At 74.2% G+C, this 22,529-nt stretch carries 19 protein-coding genes; 14 read left to right on the top strand and 5 right to left on the bottom strand.

All coding sequences use genetic code 11. The features are described 5' to 3' along the window. The first annotated feature begins 169 nt into the window (after positions 1 to 169). Both AB0G08_RS28290 and AB0G08_RS28285 read left to right on the top strand, forming a co-directional pair. On the top strand, positions 170 to 736 hold the full coding sequence (locus tag AB0G08_RS28290) for an adenine phosphoribosyltransferase (protein ID WP_358093417.1): 567 nt from the start codon (positions 170 to 172) through the stop codon (positions 734 to 736). Between the two features lie 194 nt (positions 737 to 930). After that, entirely contained in the window at positions 931 to 3,420 is a 2,490-nt protein-coding gene (locus AB0G08_RS28285) for a bifunctional (p)ppGpp synthetase/guanosine-3',5'-bis(diphosphate) 3'-pyrophosphohydrolase (RefSeq protein WP_358093420.1), read from the top strand. 316 nt (positions 3,421 to 3,736) lie between these two features. On the opposite strand, the gene AB0G08_RS28280 is transcribed toward AB0G08_RS28285, so the two are convergent. Together AB0G08_RS28280 and AB0G08_RS28275 are read right to left on the bottom strand one after the other, a co-directional pair. Further along, positions 3,737 to 4,573 (bottom strand): peptidylprolyl isomerase, encoded by an 837-nt coding sequence (locus tag AB0G08_RS28280; protein WP_358093413.1) that lies wholly within the window; start codon positions 4,571 to 4,573, stop codon positions 3,737 to 3,739. 64 nt (positions 4,574 to 4,637) lie between these two features. Then, positions 4,638 to 5,525, bottom strand: a complete 888-nt coding sequence (locus AB0G08_RS28275; protein WP_358093409.1) for a peptidylprolyl isomerase — start codon at positions 5,523 to 5,525, stop codon at positions 4,638 to 4,640. A 336-nt stretch (positions 5,526 to 5,861) separates the two neighbouring features. Between AB0G08_RS28275 and AB0G08_RS28270 the strand changes: the two genes are divergently transcribed. The 3 genes from AB0G08_RS28270 (at position 5,862) to AB0G08_RS28260 (ending at position 9,035) form a co-directional block, all read left to right on the top strand. Beyond that, complete coding sequence (locus AB0G08_RS28270; protein ID WP_358093405.1) at positions 5,862 to 6,578, top strand: MBL fold metallo-hydrolase; 717 nt, start codon at positions 5,862 to 5,864, stop codon at positions 6,576 to 6,578. Positions 6,579 to 6,704: 126 nt separating this feature from the next. Continuing rightward, complete coding sequence (hisS, locus tag AB0G08_RS28265; RefSeq protein ID WP_358093401.1) at positions 6,705 to 8,033, top strand: histidine--tRNA ligase; 1,329 nt, start codon at positions 6,705 to 6,707, stop codon at positions 8,031 to 8,033. 69 nt (positions 8,034 to 8,102) lie between these two features. Further along, on the top strand, positions 8,103 to 9,035 hold the full coding sequence (locus AB0G08_RS28260; protein ID WP_358093397.1) for an acyl-ACP desaturase: 933 nt from the start codon (positions 8,103 to 8,105) through the stop codon (positions 9,033 to 9,035). 96 nt (positions 9,036 to 9,131) lie between these two features. Here AB0G08_RS28260 and AB0G08_RS28255 read toward each other — a convergent pair whose 3' ends face one another. Further along, positions 9,132 to 9,653 (bottom strand): PaaI family thioesterase, encoded by a 522-nt coding sequence (locus AB0G08_RS28255; RefSeq protein ID WP_358093393.1) that lies wholly within the window; start codon positions 9,651 to 9,653, stop codon positions 9,132 to 9,134. Positions 9,654 to 9,709: 56 nt separating this feature from the next. Here AB0G08_RS28255 and AB0G08_RS28250 point away from each other — a divergent pair, with 56 nt between their 5' ends. Then, positions 9,710 to 10,186, top strand: a complete 477-nt coding sequence (locus tag AB0G08_RS28250) for a helix-turn-helix domain-containing protein (protein ID WP_358093390.1) — start codon at positions 9,710 to 9,712, stop codon at positions 10,184 to 10,186. An 81-nt stretch (positions 10,187 to 10,267) separates the two neighbouring features. Here the strand turns inward: AB0G08_RS28250 and AB0G08_RS28245 are convergent, their stop codons facing one another. Beyond that, positions 10,268 to 11,098 (bottom strand): GDSL-type esterase/lipase family protein, encoded by an 831-nt coding sequence (locus AB0G08_RS28245; protein ID WP_358093387.1) that lies wholly within the window; start codon positions 11,096 to 11,098, stop codon positions 10,268 to 10,270. A 251-nt stretch (positions 11,099 to 11,349) separates the two neighbouring features. Here AB0G08_RS28245 and AB0G08_RS28240 point away from each other — a divergent pair, with 251 nt between their 5' ends. The 6 genes from AB0G08_RS28240 to AB0G08_RS28215 all read left to right on the top strand — a co-directional run bounded on the left by AB0G08_RS28240 (position 11,350) and on the right by AB0G08_RS28215 (position 19,084). Then, on the top strand, positions 11,350 to 12,399 hold the full coding sequence (locus tag AB0G08_RS28240) for a S1 family peptidase (protein WP_358093384.1): 1,050 nt from the start codon (positions 11,350 to 11,352) through the stop codon (positions 12,397 to 12,399). A gap of 103 nt (positions 12,400 to 12,502) precedes the next feature. Then, positions 12,503 to 14,110 carry an MFS transporter gene (locus AB0G08_RS28235; RefSeq protein ID WP_358093382.1) on the top strand — a complete coding sequence of 536 codons (1,608 nt, stop codon included), beginning with the start codon at positions 12,503 to 12,505 and terminating at the stop codon, positions 14,108 to 14,110. Between the two features lie 150 nt (positions 14,111 to 14,260). After that, positions 14,261 to 16,066 carry an aspartate--tRNA ligase gene (gene aspS / locus AB0G08_RS28230; RefSeq protein WP_358093379.1) on the top strand — a complete coding sequence of 602 codons (1,806 nt, stop codon included), beginning with the start codon at positions 14,261 to 14,263 and terminating at the stop codon, positions 16,064 to 16,066. Between the two features lie 151 nt (positions 16,067 to 16,217). Next, a complete protein-coding gene (locus AB0G08_RS28225; RefSeq protein WP_358093377.1) occupies positions 16,218 to 17,033 on the top strand; it encodes a sugar nucleotide-binding protein in 816 nt (271 codons plus the stop codon). 84 nt (positions 17,034 to 17,117) lie between these two features. Further along, positions 17,118 to 17,708: a helix-turn-helix domain-containing protein gene (locus tag AB0G08_RS28220; RefSeq protein WP_358093374.1), complete on the top strand. Its 591-nt coding sequence runs from the start codon at positions 17,118 to 17,120 to the stop codon at positions 17,706 to 17,708. Beyond that, positions 17,705 to 19,084, top strand: coding sequence for an MFS transporter (locus AB0G08_RS28215; RefSeq protein ID WP_358093371.1), 1,380 nt, complete (start codon positions 17,705 to 17,707; stop codon positions 19,082 to 19,084). Before AB0G08_RS28220 ends, AB0G08_RS28215 begins: the two co-directional genes overlap by 4 nt. 139 nt (positions 19,085 to 19,223) lie before the next feature. Here the strand turns inward: AB0G08_RS28215 and AB0G08_RS28210 are convergent, their stop codons facing one another. After that, positions 19,224 to 19,964 carry a GNAT family N-acetyltransferase gene (locus tag AB0G08_RS28210; protein WP_358093368.1) on the bottom strand — a complete coding sequence of 247 codons (741 nt, stop codon included), beginning with the start codon at positions 19,962 to 19,964 and terminating at the stop codon, positions 19,224 to 19,226. Between the two features lie 164 nt (positions 19,965 to 20,128). On the opposite strand from AB0G08_RS28210, the gene AB0G08_RS28205 reads away from it, so the two are divergent. Continuing rightward, the gene (locus tag AB0G08_RS28205) at positions 20,129 to 20,350 is read left to right on the top strand and encodes a hypothetical protein (RefSeq protein ID WP_210834577.1); all 222 of its coding nucleotides are present in this window, start codon (positions 20,129 to 20,131) and stop codon (positions 20,348 to 20,350) included. A 76-nt stretch (positions 20,351 to 20,426) separates the two neighbouring features. Beyond that, positions 20,427 to 21,941 (top strand): replication-associated recombination protein A, encoded by a 1,515-nt coding sequence (locus AB0G08_RS28200; RefSeq protein ID WP_358093365.1) that lies wholly within the window; start codon positions 20,427 to 20,429, stop codon positions 21,939 to 21,941. The last annotated feature ends 588 nt before the right edge of the window (positions 21,942 to 22,529 follow it).

The following is a 22,529-nucleotide window of genomic DNA, read 5'->3' as shown; positions in this document are numbered from 1 at the left end:
CCGGCGCCCGCGGCGGCCGGCCCGCCGGCGGCGGTGGCAACCGGCCGGGTGGCGGCAAGCGGCGCTGAGCCGGGCCGGGCAGACCCGGTAGGAACCGAACCGACGGCGTCCTTCATGCTGTGCGAGCAGCATGCAGGACGCCGTCGTCGTGAAGGGGAGCGGAACTGCCGTGACGGAGACCCACAGCACCGTGGTCCGGGGGGACAGCGGCCCGGACGCCGCCGCGCTGGTCGCCAGCCGGGTGCTCGACGTGCCCGACTTCCCGAAGCCCGGTGTCATGTTCAAGGACCTGATGCCGCTGTTCGCCGACGGCGACGCGTTCCGCGAGGTGATCGACGGGATCGTCGCGTACCACGGGCGGGACTCGTTCGACGTCGTGGTCGGCATCGAGGCGCGCGGGTTCGTGGTCGCGGCGGCCATCGCGTACGCGACCGGGGTCGGCGTGGTGCCGGTGCGCAAGGCCGGCAAGCTGCCCCGGCCGGCCTACTCGGCCTCCTACGCCCTGGAGTACGGCGAGGCCACGCTGGAGGTGCACGAGGACGCCTTCACGGCCGGGCACCGGGTGCTGGTGGTCGACGACGTGCTGGCCACCGGCGGCACCGCCGAGGCCACGCTGGACCTGGTGGAACGGGCCGGCGGGACCGTCGCCGGCTTCACCGTCCTGCTGGAGCTCGCCTTCCTCGGTGGCCGGGAGCGGCTGGCCCCGCGTCCGGTGCATGCCCTGTTGACCGTTTGACCCAGCCGGCCGTCGGGCGGAGGCGGTGCGGACCGTCCGGCGGAGCGGCGGGGCACCGTCCGTGCGGGTAGCATTGCCCTTTGCTGACCGGGCGGGACCCGTCCGGGCGGCGCGAGACCAGGCCGGCCGGCGCACGGTCGGTGACTTCCCGGCGAGCGGTGAGGAGGCCGGTGTCCCACGATGTCGCCCCTCCGGTGGAGGGCACGGTGTACCCGACAGGCGACGCGGACGGCTCGGTGACCGCACGGAACGGTGACGCGCAGGCCCCGGAGGCGGGCCCCGGCGCGACCGGCCCGGCCGAGCCCGTACGCCCCGACCAGCCGGCCGCGACGGCCGGCGGCGCGGGCGCGGCGACCGAGGGGGTCGTGCTTCCCTTCCCCACCGACGGCCTCGACGACCACGTGCCGAGCGCCGGTTTCGCGCTCTCCACCGCCCCCACCGGCCGCAGGGTCCGGGCGCGGCTGGCGCGGTTCAACGCGCCGTGGCAGTCCTCGCAGGTCAGCGAGGTGCTGGAGCCGCTGATCTCGACCCACCGGGACGCCCACCCCAAGGCCGACGCGCGGCTGCTGCAGCGCGCCTTCGACACTGCGGCCCGCTGGCACTCCGGGCAGTACCGCAAGTCCGGCGACCCGTACATCACGCACCCGCTCGCGGTCGCCACGATCCTGGCCAACCTGGGCATGGACACCACCACCCTGGTCGCCGCGCTCCTGCACGACACCATCGAGGACACGGAATACACCCTCGACCAGATGCGGGCCGACTTCGGCGGCGAGGTGGCGCTGCTGGTCGACGGGGTGACCAAGCTCGACAAGGTCAAGCTGGGCGACGCGGCCAAGGCCGAGACGATCCGCAAGATGGTCGTCGCGATGGCCAAGGACCCGCGGGTGCTGGTGATCAAGCTGGCCGACCGGCTGCACAACATGCGTACCCTCACCTTCCTGCCCCGCCCGAAGCAGGAGCAGAAGGCGAAGGAGACGCTGGAGATCCTGGCCCCCCTGGCCCACCGGCTGGGTATGAACACGATCAAGTGGGAGCTGGAGGACCTGGCCTTCGGCACGCTCTTCCCGAAGCGCTACGAGGAGATCAACCGCCTCATCGGGGAGCACCAGCCGCAGCGCGAGGCGCTGCTGCGCCAGGTCACCCAGAAGGTGCAGACCGACCTGAAGGCCGCCAAGATCAAGGCGGAGACCACCGGGCGGCCGAAGCACCTCTACTCGATCTACCAGAAGATGATCGTGCGGGGTCGCGACTTCAACGACATCTACGACCTGGTCGGGGTGCGGATCCTGGTCGACACGGTGCGGGACTGCTACGCGGCGCTCGGCGTGATCCACGCCAACTGGCAGCCGGTGCCGGGCCGGTTCAAGGACTACATCGCGATGCCCAAGTTCAACATGTACCAGTCGTTGCACACGACGGTCATCGGGCCCACCGGCAAGCCGGTGGAGATGCAGATCCGCACGTACGCGATGCACCGCACCGCCGAGTTCGGCATCGCCGCGCACTGGAAGTACAAGGAGCACAAGGGCACCCAGATCGTCGGCCCGCCCGCCCACATCGACGAGATGACCTGGCTGCGCCAGCTGCTGGACTGGCAGCGGGAGGCGGCCGACCCGAGCGAGTTCCTCGACGCGCTGCGCTTCGACCTGTCCAGCCAGGAGGTGTACGTCTTCACCCCGAAGGGTGACGTCATCCCGCTGCCGACCGGCTCGACGCCGGTGGACTTCGCGTACGCGGTGCACACCGAGGTGGGGCACAAGTGCATCGGGGCGCGGGTCAACGGCAAGCTGGTGCCGCTGGAGTCGACGCTCTCCAACGGCGACGTGATCGAGATCTTCACCTCGAAGTCCGACACCGCCGGCCCGACGCAGGACTGGCTGGGCTTCGTCAAGAGCCCACGCGCCCGCACGAAGATCCGGCAGTACTTCAACAAGGAGCGGCGCGAGGAGGCGATCGAGGCCGGCAAGGACGCGATCGTCAAGGCGATGCGCAAGCAGGGCATGCCGTTGCAGCGGATGCTCACCTCCGACGCGCTGATGGCGATCGCCCGGGACCTGCACCTGGCCGACGTGGCCTCCCTCTACGCCGCCGTCGGCGACAGCCAGGTCTCGGCCCAATCGGTGGTGCAGAAGCTGATGGCCGCGTACGGCGGCGAGGAGGGCGCGGCGGAGGACATCGCCGAGACCGCCGTCGCCACCCGGCCGCCCCGCAGCCGGCAGAGCAGCGCCGATCCGGGCGTGGTGGTGCGCGGGGTCAGCGACGTGTGGATCAAGCTGGCGCGCTGCTGCACGCCAGTGCCGCCGGACTCGGTCTTCGGCTTCGTCACCCGCTCCGGCGGGGTGAGCGTGCACCGCGACGACTGCGCCAACGCCGAGGACCTGCGGGCGCAGGCCGAGCGGGTGGTCGAGGTGAGTTGGAAGCTCACCTCGGCGTCGACGTTCCTGGTCGCCATCCAGGTCGAGGCGCTGGACCGGCACAAGCTGCTCGCCGACGTGACCCGGGTGCTCTCCGAGGAGCGGGTGAACATCCTCTCCGCGACGGTCACCACCACCCGCGACCGGGTGGCCGTGAGCCGGTTCAGCTTCGAGATGGCGGACCCGAAGCACCTGGGCCACCTGCTGGCCGCGGTCCGCAAGGTCGACGGCGTCTTCGACGCCTACCGCGTCACCTCCGGCGCCTGACCGCGCCGCCCCTGGCACACCTGCGCCCCGGCCCGGCACCGACCGAGCCGGGGCGCCGCCCTGCGGCCCTCCTACCCGCCCACCCGTCCCACCCTGCCCCCCGGCGCACCCCTGCCCCCGGCGCACCCCTGCCCCTCCGGCGATCATGAGGTTGGCGGCGATCTCGATCTACCTGGCTGCCGCCAACCTCATGATCACCGAGAGCGGGCCGGGGAGGGCGGGCCGCAGCCAGGTTGGGGGCAGCCAGGGGGAGGGCAAAGGGGAGCGCCCGCCGGCGTGGCCGGCGGGCGCTTCGTCGTACGGCGGAAGGTGCGGGTCAGCCCTGGGGGGCGCTCATGGTGAGCTTCTTGATGACGACTTCCTTCTTCGGGTGGCCGCCACCGGCCTGCTTCGCGAAGGCCTTGTCGTCGCCCGCCGCCGCGACCTGCTTGACGAGGTCCATGCCGCCGGTGATGGTGCCCAGGACGGTGTAGTTCGGGTCCAGCGGCGAGTCGCCGTAGACGATGAAGAACTGGCTGCCCGTGCTGCCCGGCTGGCCGGAGTTGGCCATCGCGATCACGCCCTCCGGGTACGGGGGCCGCTTGTCGGTGGGCAGGTTCTCCTCGGCGAGCCGGTAGCTCGGGCCGCCGGTGCCGTCGGTCTCGCGCCAGCCCTTGCCCGTCGCGCTGGGGTCGCCGCACTGGAGCACCTTGATGCCCTCGGTCACCAGCCGGTGGCACTTGCTGTTGTCGAAGAAGTTCTTCTCCGCCAGGTGGGTGAAGCTGCCCGCGGTGCAGGGCACCGCCGCGCGGTCGACCGTGGCGGTGATCGGGCCCAGGTTGGTGTCGATCGTCATCGTCTGGGTGCCCGTGTTCGCCTGCTGCACGGCCGGCAGCCCGACGTCCTTGATCTGCTTGGACCGCTGGTCGGTGGGGACCTCGGTCCAAGCGCACTGCACGTTGCCGGCCGCCGGGCCGGCGGTGTCGGTCTTGTCGTCGTCGCCGAGGGTGGTGACGAGCCAGATCGTGCCGGCGACGACGAGGACCAGGACCGAGGCGGCCCCCACGATCGCCTGGGTCTGCCGGCGCTTGCGGGCCCTGGCCGCGCGCTCGGCCATCTCCTTCTCGAGCCGGGCACGCGCTGCCGCGCGCTGCCGCTCTCTGGTGGACGTCACGCCTGGATCCTCCTGGGCTGTCTGTGGCGCGGTCGGTGCCGCTGAGGTTGGTGGGGCGGCCGGGTCAGCCGGCGCTCGGGCTGGCCGCCGGAGCGCCCGAAGCGGACGGCGTCGGCGCCGAGGTCACCTGCGCCACGGGCTCACCGACGGTCAGGCTCTGCACGACCACGTCGTCGTCCTTGGGCTTGACCTTGGCCCCCGTCCCATTGTCCACGGTCGGCTTGGCCCCGATCTTCGCCACCACGTCGATCCCACCGGTGACCCGGCCGATGATCGGATACTTCGGGTCGGCCGTGGTGAAGTCCTTGAAGAACATCAGGAACTGGCTGCCGTTGGCGCCCGGCGGGTTGGCGACCATCGCGACCGTGCCCTTCGGGTAGGTCGCGGGCTGCCCGGCCGCGGGGCTCGCCGACGGCGACGGCGCGGTGGGGACGTTCTCGTCGTAGAACGAGTAGGTGGGGCCGCCGAGCCCGGTGCCGCTGGGGTCGCCGCAGCGCACCGCGCCCTCGGCGGTGATCTCGTGGCACTTGGTGTTGTCGTAGAACGACCGGCCGGCCAGGTGGGCGATGCTCGCCGCCGCGCACGGGGCGCCGGCGAGGTCGAGCTCGACGGTGATCGGCGCGCCCTGGTTGGTGGTGACCGTCATCGGGCGCACGCCCTCGGTGGGCAGCCCCTGGGTGGCCGGGGTGCCGACGTCCTTGAGGTTGGTGTTCGCGGTGGCGTCCTGCGGGGTCCACAGGCAGACGTCCTCGGCGGCCGTGTTCTTCTTCGGCTCGTCGTCGAAGGCGCCCAGCGCCCACGCCGAGCCGGCCACGATCAGCGCGAGGACGACGGCGACGCCGACGCCGGCCTGGATCTGCCGACGACGCTTGACGGCGGCGGCCCGGCGGGCGAGTTGCCGGTCGAGCTTGGCGCGCGCCAGTTTGCGCTGCCGGTCCCTGCTGGAAGCCACCCGTGCTCCCCTTCCTCTACCCTGGTCGTCACCGGTGGTCGGGCGTCCTGCGCCCGTTGGGCGGCAAGTGCGCCACGCCACACGCCCGCCAGAGTGTACGGCTACCGGCTGGGAAAGTGGTGTACGAGGTCCGGGCCGGGTTTATCGGAACGCGTCACTGCGTCCCCGAGGGCGTCCCGACCGTGCCCCCGCGGGGCGTCCGGGCCGTGCAGCCGGGGGCGTCCGGAACGGGCGCGGGCGTCGCCCGTGGGGCACCCGGGACGGACGCGCAGAACCTCCTCGCGCCGCCCGATAGGCTGCTGACAGCGAACAAGCTCGACGGAAAGGGGAGCGGACGTGCTCGTGGCCGGCTTTCCCGCGGACGCCTTCGGCACCAACTGCTACGTGGTCGCCGCCGCGCCGGGGGAGCAGTGCGTGGTGGTCGATCCCGGCATCGGGGTAATCGACCGGCTCGACGCCCTGCTGGCCGAGCATCGGCTGCACCCGGCCGCCGTCCTGCTCACCCACGGCCACCTCGACCACACGTTCTCGGTGGCGCCGGTCTGCGGCGCACGCGGCATCACCGCCTACGTGCACCCCGGCGACCGGGAGATGCTCGCCGACCCGGCCAAGGGGCTGTCGGCGGATCTCAGGGCGCTCTTCGGCGGGCGGCTGCCGTACACCGAGCCGGAGGACGTGGCCGAGCTGACCGACGGCGCCACGCTCGCCCTCGCCGGGTTGGAGATCACCGTCGACCACGCCCCGGGCCATACCGGCGGGTCGGTGCTCTTCCGGCTGCCGGCTGCCGGCTCGTCGTGGGAGGCGGAGCAGCTCTGCCTCTCGGGCGACGTCCTGTTCGCCGGCTCGATCGGCCGCACCGACCTGCCGGGCGGCAGCATGACGAGGATGGTCACCAGCCTCCGGGACAAGATCCTCCCGCTGGCCGACGACACCGTCGTGCTGCCCGGCCACGGCCCCGCGACCACCATCGGCCGCGAGCGCGCGACCAACCCGTACCTCCTCGAGGTGCAGGGTGGCGGCGCGCGACCGGCGGCCCCCGCCCGCGGCCTCTAGCCGGCCGCACCGACTTCTCGCCCCGCGGCCTCCAGCCGGGCCGCACCGACTTCCCGCCCCGCGGCCGGTGGCCGGCCGCGCCGACTCTTCGCCCGCGCCGACGCGCGGGACCGCGAACGGAGCATCATGAGCAAGCCCACGCCCATCTCCGGCTTCCCGGAGTGGACGCCCGCGCAGCGGATGATCGAGCAGTACGTCCTCGACAGGATCCGCGACACCTTCGAGCTGTACGGCTTCGCCCCGCTGGAGACCCGCGCGGTGGAGCCGCTGGACCAGCTGTTGCGCAAGGGGGAGACCTCCAAGGAGGTCTACCTGATCCGGCGGCTTCAGGCCGACGCCGACGGCCCGGCCGGCGACGACGCGCTCGGCCTGCACTTCGACCTGACCGTGCCGTTCGCCCGCTACGTGCTGGAGAACGCCGGCAAGCTTCAGTTCCCGTTCCGCCGCTACCAGATCCAGAAGGTGTGGCGGGGCGAGCGACCGCAGGAGGGGCGCTACCGCGAGTTCCTCCAGGCCGACATCGACATCGTCGACCGGGACACCCTCGCCCCGCACCACGAGGCGGAGATGCCGCTGGTGATCGGCGACGCGCTGCGTTCGCTGCCGATCCCGCCGGTGAAGATCCAGGTCAACAACCGCAAGATCTGCGAGGGCTTCTACCGGGGCATCGGGCTGACCGACCCGGAGTCGGCCCTGCGCGCGGTGGACAAACTCGACAAGATCGGCCCGGCGAAGGTGGCCGAGCTGCTGGCGCAGACCGCCGGGGCGAGCGAGGCGCAGGCCAAGGCGGTCCTGTCGCTGGCGGAGATCTCCGCCCCGGACGCCTCCTTCGCCGACGCCGTCCGCGCCCTGGGCGTCAGCGACCCGATGCTCGACGAGGGGATCGAGGAGCTGGTCCGGGTGGTGGAGACCGCCGCCGCGCACTCCCCGGGTCTCTGCGTGGCCGACCTGCGCATCGCCCGCGGCCTGGACTACTACACCGGCACGGTCTACGAGACGCAGCTGGTCGGCTACGAGCGGTTCGGCTCGATCTGCTCCGGCGGCCGGTACGACAACCTGGCCAGCGCCGGGGCCACCAGGTTCCCGGGGGTGGGCATCTCGATCGGGGTGACCCGGCTGCTGGGGCTGCTCTTCGGCGCCGGCGCGCTGTCGGTGTCGCGGGACGTGCCGACCTGCGTCCTGGTCGCGGTGACCAGCGAGGAGCAGCGCGCCGCCAGCAACCGGGTGGCCGACGCGTTGCGCTCCCGGGGCGTGCCGACCGAGGTGTCGCCGAGCGCGGCGAAGTTCGGCAAGCAGATCCGCTACGCCGAGCGGCGGGGCATCCCGTACGTCTGGTTCCCCGGGGTGGACGGCGCGGCCGACGAGGTGAAGGACATCCGTTCCGGCGAGCAGGTCGCCGCGGCGGCGGGGGAGTGGACGCCGCCCCGGGCGGACCTCAGGCCGCTGGTCAGCTGAGACATTACTGGCGCGTACGCGCGATCGGACCTACGGTGGCGTAAGTTACGCCACCGTAGGGAGATCGTCGTGACCGCACTCAGCCAGACCGCCCTGCTCCTCGAGCTGGAGCCCGTCGTCGAGCGGAACCTCGACCGGCACCTGGCCGTCGCCAAGGAGTGGTTCCCGCACGAGTACGTGCCGTGGAGCGAGGGGCGCACCTTCGACGGGCCGCTGGGCGGCGAGGCGTGGTCCGAGGGCGACTCGACGATCCCCGACGTGGCCCGCACCGCGCTGATCGTCAACCTGCTGACCGAGGACAACCTGCCCTCGTACCACCACGAGATCGCCACCCTGTTCGGCCGCGACGGCGCCTGGGGCACCTGGGTGCACCGGTGGACCGCCGAGGAGGGCCGGCACGGCACCGCCATCCGCGACTACCTCACCGTCACCCGGGCGGTCGACCCGGTGGCGCTGGAGCGGGCCCGCATGACGCACATGTCCGCCGGCTACGCCAACGTGCACGACGACGAGGTGCTGCACTCCCTGGCGTACGTCTCGTTCCAGGAGCTGGCCACCCGGATCTCGCACCGCAACACCGGCCGGGTCACCGGCGACCCGGCGTGCGAGGCGCTGCTGGCCCGGGTCGCGGCCGACGAGAACCTGCACATGGTCTTCTACCGCAACCTGCTGGCCGGGGCCTTCGAGCTGGCGCCGAGCCAGGCGATGCGGGCGGTCGCCGACGTGGTGGCCGACTTCCAGATGCCCGGCAACGGCATCGACGGCTTCGCCCGCAAGTCGGTGGCGATCGCCCTCGCCGGCATCTACGACCTGCGTCAGCACCGCGACGACGTGGTGGCGCCGGTGCTGCGCCAGTGGGACGTCTTCAACGTGACCGGCCTGGACGCCGACGGCGAGGCCGCCCGCGACCAGATCGCCGCCCACCTCGACGAGCTGGAGCGCGCCGCGTCCCGCTTCGAGGAGAAGCGCGACGCCCGCGCGGCCCGCCTCGCCTCCCGCTGACCCCGCCCCCGGCGACAGGGCCGTCGATCATGCAGTTGTGGCGGGGGACAGAACGCCTGAACCACCGGGATCCCGGCACCACGACTGCATGATCGGCTACTCGGTGGGCGCGGGGCCCAGGGGGAAGAGGAGGCAGGTCGAGGTGGCGTGGGCGACCAGGCGCGCCTTCGCGTCGAGCAGCCTCGCCTCCGCCAGGGCCGTGCGGCGACCACTCTGCAGGACGGTGCCCTCGCAGCGCAGGGTGCCGCTCGCGACGGTGACCGGGCGGAGGAACTTCACGTTGAGGTCCAGCGAGGTGTAGCCGATCCCGGCCGGCAGGGTGGTGTGCACCGCGCACGCCGCGGCGGTGTCCAGCAGGGTGGAGATGACTCCGCCGTGCACGGTGCCGAGCGGGTTGTAGTGGAACTCCTGGGGGACCAGTTCGACGGCCACCCGGCCCTCGTCGGCCTCCATCCGGGACATGTCGACCAGGTGCATGATGGGCGGCGCCGCGAGTTCCCCGGCGATCATCGCGCGGAGCAGCTCCAGGCCGCCGCGCCGGCCGACGTGCGCGGCGTTGATGCCGGGGTCGGACCACGAGAAGGTACGGCTGCGCGCCGGATCCTGCGTCTGCGTCATGGACGCAGCCTCGCAGCGCGTTGCTGAGTCTGTCAATCAGACCTAGCCTGGGTCGCATGAGACCCGCGGCACTGGACTGGTCGGTGGAGAACTGCACCATCGCCCGGGCGATGGAGATCCTCGGCGAGCGGTGGACCCTCGTGGTCCTGCGCGAGGTCTTCAACGGCGTCCGCCGCTTCGACGACATGCGCGTCCGCACCGGCGTCCCCCGGCAGGTGCTGACCAACCGGCTGGCGATGCTGGTGGAGCGCGGCGTCCTGCGGCGCGAGCCCTACCGGGAGCCCGGCAGCCGGGAGCGCCACGAGTACCGGCTGACCGAGATGGGGCTCGACCTGTGGCCGGTGCTGGTCGCCGTGCTCGGCTGGGGGGACCGCTACCTGGCCGACCCGGAGGGCTCGCCGTTGACTGTCGCGCACCGCGACTGCGGCGCCGAGATCGGTGTCGCGCTGCGCTGCGAGCGCGGGCACGAGGTCGACCGGCCGCGCGACGTGGTGCCGCGGCCGGGGCCCGGGGCGCGCCGCCGCGCCGGGTGAGCGCGCCGGCGGGTCGGCCTGCCCCGGGCCGCCGCCGCGACGCGCGGACGGTGGTCGCCGTCCGCGCGTCGGTCCGGTCCGCTACCAGCCGAATCCGGCGGCGTACGAGACGCTCGCCAGGACCTGCTGCCCGGAGGTGTTCGGGTGGAAGTAGTCCCAGGTGGAGAGCTGCCCGAGGGTGAACGGGTAGCCGAACACGGCGTTGTCGTCGAAGTCGCAGTTCGGGCCGTACGCGGCGCAGGCCTGGGCGAGCTGCGCGTTGTAGTCGACCACCCGCTGGCGTACCCGGTTGCGCCGGTCCACGTCCGCCTGCGCGGTGGAGGTCGGGTTGGCCAGCATCGACTGGCAGATGCCGAACAGCGACCAGGCGCTGCGGGCGCTGCCGCTGTCCTTGCCGACGGCCCAGAGCCGCTGGATGTCCGGCACGCTGATCACCTGCACCCGGGCGGTGGGCAGCCCGGTCTTGAGGCGGGCGAGCGCGGCGTCGATGTTGGCCCGGTAGGTCGTCACCGGCGTCATCGCCGCCTCCGTGCTGGTGCAGGCGTCGTTGGCGCCGATCAGCATGGTGACGTAGTCGACGCCCTGACTGACGGCGGTGCCGGCCTGGCCGTACATGTCGGCGGACTTCGCGCCGGTGCGCGCGTCGTTGTGGTTGCGCCCGTTGATGGCGGCGTTGGTCGCGCGGATGCGCAGGTACTGGCTGTTGACGGCGGAGTCGCCGCCGGTGCTGAAGGAGCGGGAGGTGCAGTCGGAGTACCAGCCGCAGGCGTTGAAGCCGCGGGTGATCGAGTCACCGAGACTGGCCATCGAGTTCGGGGGTGGACCGGGGTCGGCGGCGGCCGGGGTGCCGGCCAGCAGGACGAGGGCGGTGAGGGCGGCGAGGGGGGCGAGCAGCCGTCGGACGGACTTCATGGTGGCCTCCGGATCGCGGGTGCCGAATGGTGGGACGGTGGACCGAGCGTATAGATGCGCGTCAGTGTCCACAATGTTTCCGGCAGATGGCCCCCGCAGTCGGGGCGAAAAGGACAAAGTCGGGTCTTGCATACGAACTCAAGTATGTGAATACTTCAGTGAGCTCAGCCGGTACCCCCAGATCGGCAGGGCCGCTCCCGGCCCGGGTCACCCCGACGCGGGCCCGCCACCCCCTCCCTGGAGGTTGTTACATGCGACCCACGAGGTCCTCGCTCCGTCGCGCCGCCGTCGTCGCCGCGGCCGGCGCCATGGTTGCCGGCTCGCTGATCGGCGCGCCCGCCCAGGCCGCACCCTCGCTCGCTTCGCCCGACGCCGCCGCCAGCCTGGCCGAGCGCCTCGGCGACCGGTCCGCCGGCACGTACGCCGACGCCAACGGCAAGATGGTCGTCACCGTGACCGACGCCCTCGCCGCCCGGCAGGTCAGCGCCGCCGGCGCCACCCCGAAGATCGTCAAGCGCGGCGCCAGCGAGCTGGCCCGGGCCACCTCGGAGCTGGACCGCTCCGCCAAGATCCCCGGCACCGCGTGGTGGACCGACCCGGCCACCAACCAGGTCGTCGTCTCCGTCGACAGCACCGTCACCGGCGCCAAGCTGGAGCGCGTCAAGGCCGCCGCCGCGCGGATGAACGGCGCGATCCGGATCGAGGCCGAGGCCGGCGTGCTCGGCACCCGGATCTCCGGCGGCCAGGCCATCTACGCCGGTGGCGGCGGTCGCTGCTCGCTCGGCTTCAACGTCCGCAGCGGCACCACCTACTACTTCCTGACCGCCGGGCACTGCACCAACATCTCGTCGAGCTGGTACAGCAACTCCGCCCAGACCAGCCTGCTGGGCAGCCGCACCGGCTCGAGCTTCCCGGGCAACGACTACGGCATCGTGCGGCACAACAACTCCGCCAACGCCGCCGGCAACGTCTACCTCTACAACGGCAGCTACCGGGACATCACCGCCGCCGGCAACGCCTACGTCGGCCAGTCGGTGCAGCGCTCCGGCAGCACCACCGGCCTGCGCGGCGGCTCGGTGACCGCGCTCAACGCCACGGTGAACTACGCCGAGGGCTCGGTCTCGGGCCTGATCCGCACCAACGTCTGCGCCGAGCCGGGCGACAGCGGCGGCTCGCTGTTCAGCGGCTCCACCGCCCTGGGCCTCACCTCCGGTGGCAGCGGCAACTGCCGCACCGGCGGCACGACCTACTTCCAGCCGGTCGGCGAGGCGCTGAGCCGCTACGGCGTCAGCATCTTCTGATCGAACGCACCGCAGCGGGCCGCCGGGTGATCCCGGCGGCCCGTCCGCGTGCCGGGACCGGTTCGCCGGACTCGACCGGGCGGGTCGGGGTACGTTCCGGCCGGTGAGCACCCCCGCGACCCCGCCCGCCGACACCGCCGCGTCCGCCTGGGCCCCGCTGCGGCTCGCCGCGTTCCGCAGCCTCTGGCTGGCGGTGCTGGCCAGCAACGTGGGCACCTGGATGCAGACCGTCGGCGCCCAGTGGCTGCTCGTCGACGATGCCAACGCCTCGACCCTGGTGTCGCTGGTGCAGACCGCCAGCATGCTGCCCGTGCTGCTGCTCGCCCTGCCCGCCGGCGCGCTGGCGGACACCCTCGATCGCCGCCGGCTGCTGATCGGCGTGCAGTGCTTCCTGGCCGCCGTCGGCGTGCTGCTGACCGGCCTCACCGCCGCCGGCCGGATGCCGCCGGCGCTGCTGCTCACCCTCACCTTCGCGCTCGGCGTCGGTCAGGCGCTGACCCTGCCGGCCTGGCAGGCGATCATCCCCGAGCTGGTGCCCCGCTCCCAGCTCGTCTCCGCCTCGGCGCTCGGGTCGATAAGCGTGAACCTGGCCCGCGCGGTCGGACCGGCGGTGGCCGGCGTGCTGGTCGCCCGGGCCGGCGTCGCCACCGTCTTCGCCGTCAACGCGGTGTCGTTCGCCGTCTTCGCGCTGGCCCTGCTGCGCTGGCGGCCCCAACGGACCGGCGGCGACGACCTGCCCGAGCGGTTCACGGCCGCGCTGCGCGCCGGCGGCCGGTACGTGCGGTACTCGCCGGTGGTCCGGCGGATCCTGTTGCGCGCGGCGCTGTTCGTGGTGCCGGGCAGCGCACTGTGGGCGCTGCTGCCCCTGGTCGCGAGCCGCCGCCTGCACCTGGGCGCGGGCGGGTACGGCGTGCTGCTCGCCGCGCTCGGCGTCGGCGCGGTGGCCGGCGCCCTCGTGCTGCCCCGGATCCGGCTGGCGCTCACCACCAGCCGGCTCCTGCTGCTGGCCGGCCTGGTCTACGCCGCCGTCCTGGTGGTGCTCGCCCTGGCGCCGGGCCCGGTGCCGGTCGCCCTTGCCCTGGTGCCCGCCGGCATGGCCTGGATGACCGTGCTGTCGAGCATCAACGCCGCGATGCAGCTCTTCCTGCCCGGCTGGGTGCGCGCCCGCGGCCTCTCGGTCTACCAGATGGTCTTCGCCGGCGGGCAGGCGCTCGGCGCGGTCGCCTGGGGCGCGCTCGGCGAGCTGACCAGCCTCGTGGTGGCGCTCGCCGTGGCGGCCGGGACGATGGCGGCCGGCGCGGCGACGGTGCCGCTCTGGCCGCTGCGCGACACCCGGGGCCTCGACCGGGACCCGGCGGTCTGGTGGCCCGAGCCGCACCTGACGCTGCCCGCGGACCCGCGCACCGGGCCGGTGCTGGTGACCGTCTCCTACACGGTGCCGCCCGAGCGGCAGGCCGAGTTCGTCGCGGCGATGCGCCTGGTGGGGCGGTCCCGGCGGCGAACCGGGGCGATGCGCTGGGGCCTGTTCCGCACGGGCGAACGCCAGGACGGCTTCGTCGAGGTCTACCAGGTGCCGTCCTGGGAGGAGCACCTGCGCCAGCACGGCGGCCGGCTCACCGGCGCCGACCGTGGGGTGGAGGAGCGGGCCCGGGCACTGACCGTCGGCGACATCGTGGTGCACCACCTGCTCCCCGCCGACCCGCGCGACTGACGGCCGGCGGCGGAGCCGGTCCGCCACGGATGGGCGGAGCCGCGCTCCGCGCCCGGCGGAGGGCGCCTGCCTCACCCCGCAACGGGGTGCGGGGGAGGGCTGACAGAATGCCAGGGGTAACGGTGGACCGCAGATGAGGAGACGCAAGTCGTGATCCGTACCCATGACGCCGGCAGCCTGCGCGCGACGGACGCCGGCACCACGGTGACGCTCGCCGGGTGGGTGGCCCGCCGGCGCGACCACGGCGGCGTGATCTTCGTCGACCTGCGCGACGCCTCCGGCGTGGTCCAGGTGGTGTTCCGCGAGGAGGACGCGCACGCGCTGCGCAACGAGTTCTGCGTCCGGGTGACCGGCGAGGTGACCCGCCGCCCCGAGGGCAACGAGAACCCGGAGCTGCCGACCGGCGAGATCGAGGTGACCGCCGCCGAGCTGGAGGTGCTCTCCGAGGCGGCGCCGCTGCCCCTGCCGGTGGACGACCAGGTCGAGGCCGGCGACGACATCCGGCTGCGCTACCGCTATCTCGACCTGCGCCGCAGCGGCCCGGCGAAGGCGATGCGGCTGCGTTCGCGGGCCAACCAGCTCGCTCGCGCGGTGCTGCACGAGCGGGACTTCCTGGAGATCGAGACCCCGACGCTGACCCGGTCCACTCCGGAGGGCGCGCGCGACTTCCTGGTGCCGGTGCGCCTGCAGCCCGGCAGCTGGTACGCGCTGCCGCAGTCGCCGCAGCTGTTCAAGCAGCTGCTGATGGTCGGCGGCATGGAGCGGTACTACCAGATCGCCCGCTGCTACCGCGACGAGGACTTCCGCGCCGACCGGCAGCCGGAGTTCACCCAGCTCGACATCGAGATGTCCTTCGTCACCGAGGACGACGTCATCGACCTCGGCGAGGCGATCGTCTCGGCGCTCTGGAAGGACCTGGCCGGCCACGAGATCTCCCGGCCGATCCCGCGCATCACCTGGCACGACGCGATGGCCCGCTACGGCTCCGACAAGCCCGACCTGCGCTACGGCGTCGAGCTCACCGAGCTGACCGACTACCTGCGCGGCACCGAGTTCCGGGTCTTCGCCGGCGCGATCGACGCGGGCGGCTACGTCGGCGCGGTCGTCATGCCGGGCGGCGCGTCGCAGAGCCGCAAGGAGCTCGACGGCTGGCAGGACTGGGCCAAGGCGCGCGGCGCGCGGGGCCTGGCGTACGTGGTGCTCGACGCCGAGACCGGCGAGGCGCGCGGGCCGGTGGCGAAGAACCTCTCCGCCGCGCACCTGGGCGGGCTCGCCGACGCGGTCGGCGCCAAGCCGGGCGACGCGGTCTTCTTCGCCGCCAGCACGAACACCCGCGAGGCGCAGGAGCTGCTCGGTGCGGCCCGCATCGAGATCGCCAAGCGGGCCGGGCTGGTCGACGAGAGCGCCTGGGCGTTCTGCTGGGTGGTCGACGCGCCGATGTTCGAGCGTACGGACGAGGGCGGCTGGACGGCGGTGCACCACCCGTTCACCTCGCCGAACGCCGAGTGGGTCGACCGGTTCGAGGAGGCGCCGGACCGGGCGCTGGCGTACGCGTACGACATCGTCTGCAACGGCAACGAGATCGGTGGCGGCTCGATCCGTATCCACCGGGGCGACGTGCAGAAGCGGGTCTTCGACCTGCTCGGCATCACCCCGGAGGAGGCGCAGGACAAGTTCGGCTTCCTGCTGGAGGCGTTCAAGTACGGCGCCCCGCCGCACGGTGGCATCGCGTTCGGCTGGGACCGGGTCTGCATGCTGCTCGCCGGCGCGGACTCGATCCGCGAGGTCATCGCCTTCCCGAAGACTCGGGGCGGCTTCGACCCGCTGACCGGCGCGCCGACGCCGATCACCACGCAGCAGCGCGCCGAGGCCGGCATCGACGCCAAGCCGAAGCCGGCGGCGGCGCCGCACACCGGCACGGCCGGCCCGGCCGCCCCGGTCGCCGACCCGACCTGACGGACCGGCCGACCCGGCTCTCCCGCCGGGCCGGCCGACCCGCCCCGGCCCGGCTCGCCCGCCGACCGGTAGGCCTGCGTCATGATTCGCCGGACGACATGACGCGGGCCTCCCGGTCGTCCACGGGAGGCGGGAGCGGGAGGAAAGCGGGATGACGCTGCTCGTGGTGGGGGCCAGCGGGTACCTCGGCGGCGAGGTCTGCCGGCGGGCGGTCGCGGCGGGGGAGCGGGTGGTGGGGACGTACCACTCGGGCCGGGTCGAGGCGCCGGGGGTCGAGGCGTGCCGGCTCGACGTGACGGACCGGGCCGCGGTACGCGAGCTGGTCGCCCGCGTCCGCCCCGACGCCGTGGTGGGCACGCCCTACCGGTACGGCGAGTGGGCGGTGACCGCCGACGGGGCGGCCCACGTGGCGTACGCCGCCGCCGAGGCGGGGGCGCGGCTGGTGCACCTGTCCAGCGACGCGCTGCACGCCGGCCGCCCCGAGCCGTACGCCGACGACGAGCCGCCGAGCCCGGTCTTCGCGTACGGGGCGGCGAAGGCGGCGGCGGAGACCGCCGTGCGGGCGATCGACCCGGGCGCCGCGCTGGTGCGTACCTCGCTGATCGTGGGCGACGAGCGGAGCCAGCAGATCCGGCTCTGCCTCGACGCCCTCGCAGGGCGGGCCGCCCTGTTCACCGACGAGATCCGCTGCCCGGTGCATGTCGCAGATTTGGCCGCCGCCGTGCTCGACCTGGTGGGCAGCCGGTACGCCGGCCCGCTCAACGTGGCCGGCCCGGACGCGGTGAGCCGGGCCGAGCTGGGGCTGCTGGTGGCGGCGCGGTTCGGCCTCGACCCGGCCGGGCTGAAGACCACCACTGTCGCCGCCTCGGGCCTCGTCCGCCCCGTGCAGGTGCGCCTCGACTCGTCCCGCGCCGCCGCCCTGTTGCCGACCCGGCTGCGCGGCGTCCGCGAGCTGCTCGCTTCCTGAGCCGCCCAGCCATCGGCCACCACGCCGCACACCTTCTGTGCACAACTATTGTGCAAATAATGTGTGCAGAAGTATTGTGCATTCATGGAGAACGAGCGACCGACCGCCCCGCGCACCGTCCACCTGGACGCCCGGCAGGTGCGCACCCTCGCCCATCCGCTGCGGATGCGGCTGCTCGGCACGCTGCGCGCGGACGGCCCCGCGACCGCGACCACGCTGGCCGAGAAGCTGGCCACCAACACCGGGGCGACCAGCTACCACCTGCGTCAGCTCGCCGAGGTGGGACTGGTGACGGAGGACCCCGACCGGGGCACCGGCCGACAGCGGTGGTGGCAGGCGGCGCACGACATCAGCAACTTCGAGCCGACCGACTTCGACGACGACCCGGACGCCCGGGCGGCGGTGCAGTGGATCCAGGCCGACCAGGCGCGGCTGCTGGCCGAGCAGGCCGAGCGCTGGATGGCCGTCGCGCACGGCTACTCCCGCGAATGGCGCGACGCCGCCGGCATGAGCGACGTGTTGCTGACGCTCGGCCCGGCGCGCCTGCGGGCCCTCAACGACGAGGTGTGGCAGCTGCTCCAGCGCTACCGCGACGAACCGGTGCCCGACGAGCCGGAGGCGGAGTCGGTGCTCGTCTTCCTGGCCGCCTTCCCCCGGGTGGAGCAGGGGCGGTGAGCGCGCTGTCCGTACGCCAGGTCCGGCGCCGCTTCCTGCTGCTGCACGGGCTTCGCTGGCTGCCCACCGGGCTGATGGTCCCGGTGATGATCCTGCTCATGCAGGAGCGCGGCCTGACGCTGTCCCAGATCGGGCTGGTCACCGTCGCCCAGGGCCTGGTCGTGCTGGCGCTGGAACTGCCCACCGGCGGCCTCGCCGACGCCCTCGGCCGCCGCCCGGTCCTGGTGGTGGCGTGGCTGGTCAACCTCGGCTCGCTCGCGCTCTTCGCCGTGGCCGACTCGTTCGCGCTCTTCCTACTGGTCTGGGCGTCGCAGGGCGTCTTCCGGGCGCTCGACAGCGGCCCGATGGAGGCCTGGTACGTCGACGCCACCCTCGCCGCCGACCCGGACGCCCGCTACGAGCCGGGCCTCGGCCACGCCGGCACGGTCGTCGGCGTCGCCATGGCCGCGGGCGCCCTGCTCGGCGGCGGCCTGGTCGCGCTGGGGCCGGTCGGGCCGGTCAGCGCGCTGACCGTGCCGGTGCTGGTCGCGATCGCGCTCCAGGCGGTGGCCCTGGTCGCCCTGCTGGTGCTGCTGGTCGAGGTCCGCCCGGGCAGCGGCGCCGGCGCGCTGCGGGCCTCGGTCGCCGAGGCGCCCCGGATGGTCGGGCAGGCGTTCGGGCTGCTGCGCCGCTCCCGGGTGCTGCTCGCCCTGGTCTGCGTGGAGCTGTTCTGGGGCTTCGGCATGGTCACCTTCGAGTCGCTGCTGCCGGTCCGGCTGGCCGAGGTGGTCGGCGACCCGGACCGGGCGGCGGCGCTGCTGGGGCCGGCCAGCTCGGCGGCCTGGCTCGCCGGGGCGGCCGGCGCGGCGCTCACCCCGCTGCTGCTGCGCTGGCTGGGCGCCGCGCCGAGCGCCGCCCTGCTGCGGATCGTGCAGGGCGCGACGATCGTCGGGATGGGCCTGCTGGCCGGCCCGGTCGGGGTGCTGGTCGCCTACCTGGCCTGCTACACCGTGCACGGCGCGTCCAACCCGCTGCACATGGGGCTGCTGCACCGGCAGGTCGACGGCCCGTACCGAACCAGCGTGATCTCGCTCAACTCCATGATGGGGCAGCCCGGTTTCGCGGTCGGCGCCATCGTGCTCACCGCGCTCGCCGACTCGGTCAGCGTCACCGTCGCCATGCTGGTCGGCGCCGTGGTGCTGGCCGTCGCCGCGCCGCTCTACCTGCCCGCCTGGCGGGCGGGCCGACGGACCGGGCCCGCCCGGGCCACCGACCCGGCCACCGACCCGGCCACCGACCCGGCCACCGAGCCGGCCGGCGGGCCGACGGCCGAGCCGGGCCGGTCCGGCGCGGGGGCGCCGGAGTCGGAGCCGGCGGCGCTGCCCCGGTCGAGGTGACCCGGCGGCACCGCAGCGGTCCGCTGGTCGGGTGGGGGCGGTGCCGACGAGGAGCCGCGACGACTCGGCGGTGTCGCGCCTCCGGCCCGCCGGCGGGTGGGCGGCCCGGACGCCGCGGGGACCGTCCCGCGGCGGGCGCTCAGCCGAGGCGCACCGAGCTGCGGGTCAGGCCGGCGGTGAAGCCGAGCCGCCGGTAGAGCCGGATCGCCCCCACGTTGACGCTGTAGACGCCGAGCGCCACGGTGTCGTGGCGGGCGAGCAGGGCCCGGGTCATCGCGGCGGTCAGCGTCGCCCCCAGCCCCCGGCCGCGCCGGTCGGGGGCGACGGTCAGGCCGGCGAGGAAGCCGATGTCGCCCCGGCTGCGGTCGGCGCCGCAGGCGACGATCCGGTCGCCGTCGCGGATGCCGTACCAGTCGACGATCCTCGGGTCGCCCGGGCGCGAGGTGGTGGTGGGGAACGACTCGTCGATCAGGGCGGTCAGCGCCGGGTGGTCGGCCTCGGTGAGCCGGACCACCCGCTCCTCGTCGGGCTGGCGCGGCGGCGCGGCCGTGGTCCAGAGGAAGTCCCACTCGTCGTGCCGGGCCACGGCCAGCCGGTCGGGCAGCGCCGCCGGGTCGAGCCGCGGCAGGTGCAGCCACTGGCCCGGCCGGAGCGCGCCCCGCGCGACCAGGTCGGCGAAGATCTTGACCGCCGGCCCCGGGGCGCCGATCGCGCCGCCGGCCGGCCCGTGCTCCGCCGGCAGCAGCCAGCCCACCGCGTCGCCGCGCCGCCAGCCGCGCGGCCGTTCGCCGCGGGTGAGCGCGTGCCGGGCGTACGGGTGGTGACCGGCGGCCGCCAGGATGGCGTCCCGTCCCTCCAGGACCTGGTCGGCGATGATCATGTCCGCAAGCCTAGGACGCGGTCCGGCCTCCCGCCGGCGGACCCCGACGTCCGACCGGTGTCGGGGCCGGCCGGACACGGGCCGCTCCACGGTGGAGATTGGCGAGCGGACCGATTGGGTACATCCCGCGCCGACCCACTGGGAACCCCCACCGGAGGAACGACATGCTCGCCATTCTCGCGGCGATCGTTTTCGGCTTCGCCCTGCTCATCGACCTGCTGGACACCAACTTCGGTGCTCCGGACCTGTTCAACTGGAACACCCTCGTCCTCATCGGCCTGCTGCTGCTCTCCCTCTACCTGGCCGGCGTCGGCAGGGGCCCGCGCGGCGGTGGCGGCGGTGGCGGCGGCCGGTGGTACCGGGGCCGGCGCCCCGGCCGCGGCTGACCGCAAACGATCATCCAGGGCCCGGCTCGACGGCGCGCTTCCGGCGCCGCGGGTCGGGCCCGGTACTGTTCCCGTGATGGAGTCCGACGCCCTCTTCTCCCTCGGTGAGCCCGCCGGGGCGCCCCCCACGCCCGCGGGTTCCGTCGGCGTGGACGGGTTCACGGCGGTGGGGGAGGACTCGCCGCTGCCCGTCCGGATGCGCCCGCGCAGCATCGACGAGCTGGTCGGGCAGGATCACCTGCTCGCGCCGGGTGCCCCGCTGCGCCAGCTCGTCTCGGCCACCGCGCCGATGTCGGTCATCCTCTGGGGCCCGCCCGGCAGCGGCAAGACGACCATCGCGCACCTGGTGGCCCGGGCCACCGACCGCCGGTTCGTCGCCATGTCGGCGCTCACCGCCGGGGTGAAGGACGTGCGCGCGGTGATCGAGACCGCCCGCCGCCAGCGCCGCTCCGGCGGCCCGCAGACCGTGCTCTTCATCGACGAGGTGCACCGGTTCAGCAAGACCCAGCAGGATTCGCTGCTCGCCGCCGTCGAGGACCGCACCGTCACGCTGCTCGCGGCGACCACCGAGAACCCGTACTTCTCGGTCATCTCACCCCTGCTGTCGCGGTGCGTGCTGCTCACCCTCCAGCCGCTGGACGACGCGGCCGTGCGCAACCTGCTGCGCCGCGCGGTCGCCGACGAGCGCGGCCTCGGCGGCGCGCTCACCCTCGAGACCGACGCCGAGGACCATCTCGTACGCCTCGCCGCCGGCGACGTGCGCAAGGCGCTCACGGCGCTGGAGGCGGCGGCGGCCTCCGCCACGGCCCTCGGCGCCGAACGCATCGAGCTCGCCACCGCCGAGCAGGCGGTCGACGTGGCGGCCGTGCGCTACGACCGGGCCGGCGACGCCCACTACGACGTGACCAGCGCCTTCATCAAGAGCATGCGCGGCTCGGACGTGGACGCCGCGCTGCACTGGCTGGCCCGGATGCTGGTCGCCGGCGAGGACGCCCGGTTCATCGCCCGGCGCCTGGTCATCTTCGCCAGCGAGGACGTCGGCATGGCCGACCCGACCGCGCTGAGCGTGGCCACCGCCGCCGCGCACGCCGTGGAGTACGTCGGGCTGCCCGAGGCGCAGCTCAACCTCGCCCAGGCGGTGATCCACCTCGCCACCGCACCGAAGTCCAACTCGGCCACCACCGCGATCGGGGCGGCCATCGCCGACGTGCGCGCCGGCCGGGGCGGGCCGGTGCCGCGCGGGCTGCGCGACGCGCACTACTCGGGCGCCAAGGGCCTGGGGCACGGGACCGGCTACCGCTACCCGCACGACGACCAGCGCGGCGTGGTCACCCAGCAGTACGCCCCCGACGACCTCGCCGGCACCGACTACTACCGGCCCAGCCAGCACGGCGCCGAGCGCTCGGTCGCCGCGCGGCTGCCGCTGCTGCGCCGTATCGTCCGGGGGCTGCCCGCACCGGCCGCCCCCGCGGAGACGCCGGTGGCGGTCGGAAGCGGACCGGCGGGCAGCGGCCGCCGACAGACGGACACGGGCGGCGCCGGCGCGGCACGAGAGGGCGGCAGTGAGACCGCCGGGGAGGGTCAGCAGTGAGATCGCGTGGTTCGGAGCGACCGGAGGACGGCCCCGAAGAGCGGCGCGACTCCCGTGCCAAGGGTCGCCGCTGGGGGCGGGGCAAGGCCGAGGCCGAGCCCGAGGAGCCCATCAGCGGCGAGGAGTTCGGCTGGATCGACGACCTGCGCTCGGCGAAGCAGCAGCGCACCGAGCTGGGTCCGGACGGGGTGGAGCCCGCCTCGCCTGCCGGCCCGCGTCCGGGTGCCCCGACGCCTCCGGGCCAGGCAGGGCCACCGCCCCACCGTGGTCCCGGTCCGGCCGCCGCGCCCCCCGTGCGTCGCGGCGAGGCCGAGCCGCCGCGACCCCGCCCGGTGGACGGGCCCTGGCCCGGCGCACCGGAGCCACCCCGACCGGCCGGCCCCGTGGCCCTCGGGCTTGTCCCCCCGCACCAGCCCGCCCGCCGGCCCCCGGCGGCCGGGCGGCCGCAGCCCGGCCCCGACGGCCCGGACCGACGGCCACACCCCGCCCCGGGCACCGCGACGGCTCCGCAGGCCGGTCCGGCGACGGGGCCGCCGGCCGGCACCGCGACGGGGCCGCAGGCGATCCCTCCGGCGGGCGCACCGGCCG

Source organism: Micromonospora sp. NPDC023644, from assembly GCF_040640115.1.
Lineage (GTDB): Bacteria > Actinomycetota > Actinomycetes > Mycobacteriales > Micromonosporaceae > Micromonospora.
Note: the sequence above shows the minus strand (reverse complement) of the source record. Positions and strands in the feature narration are given on the sequence as shown.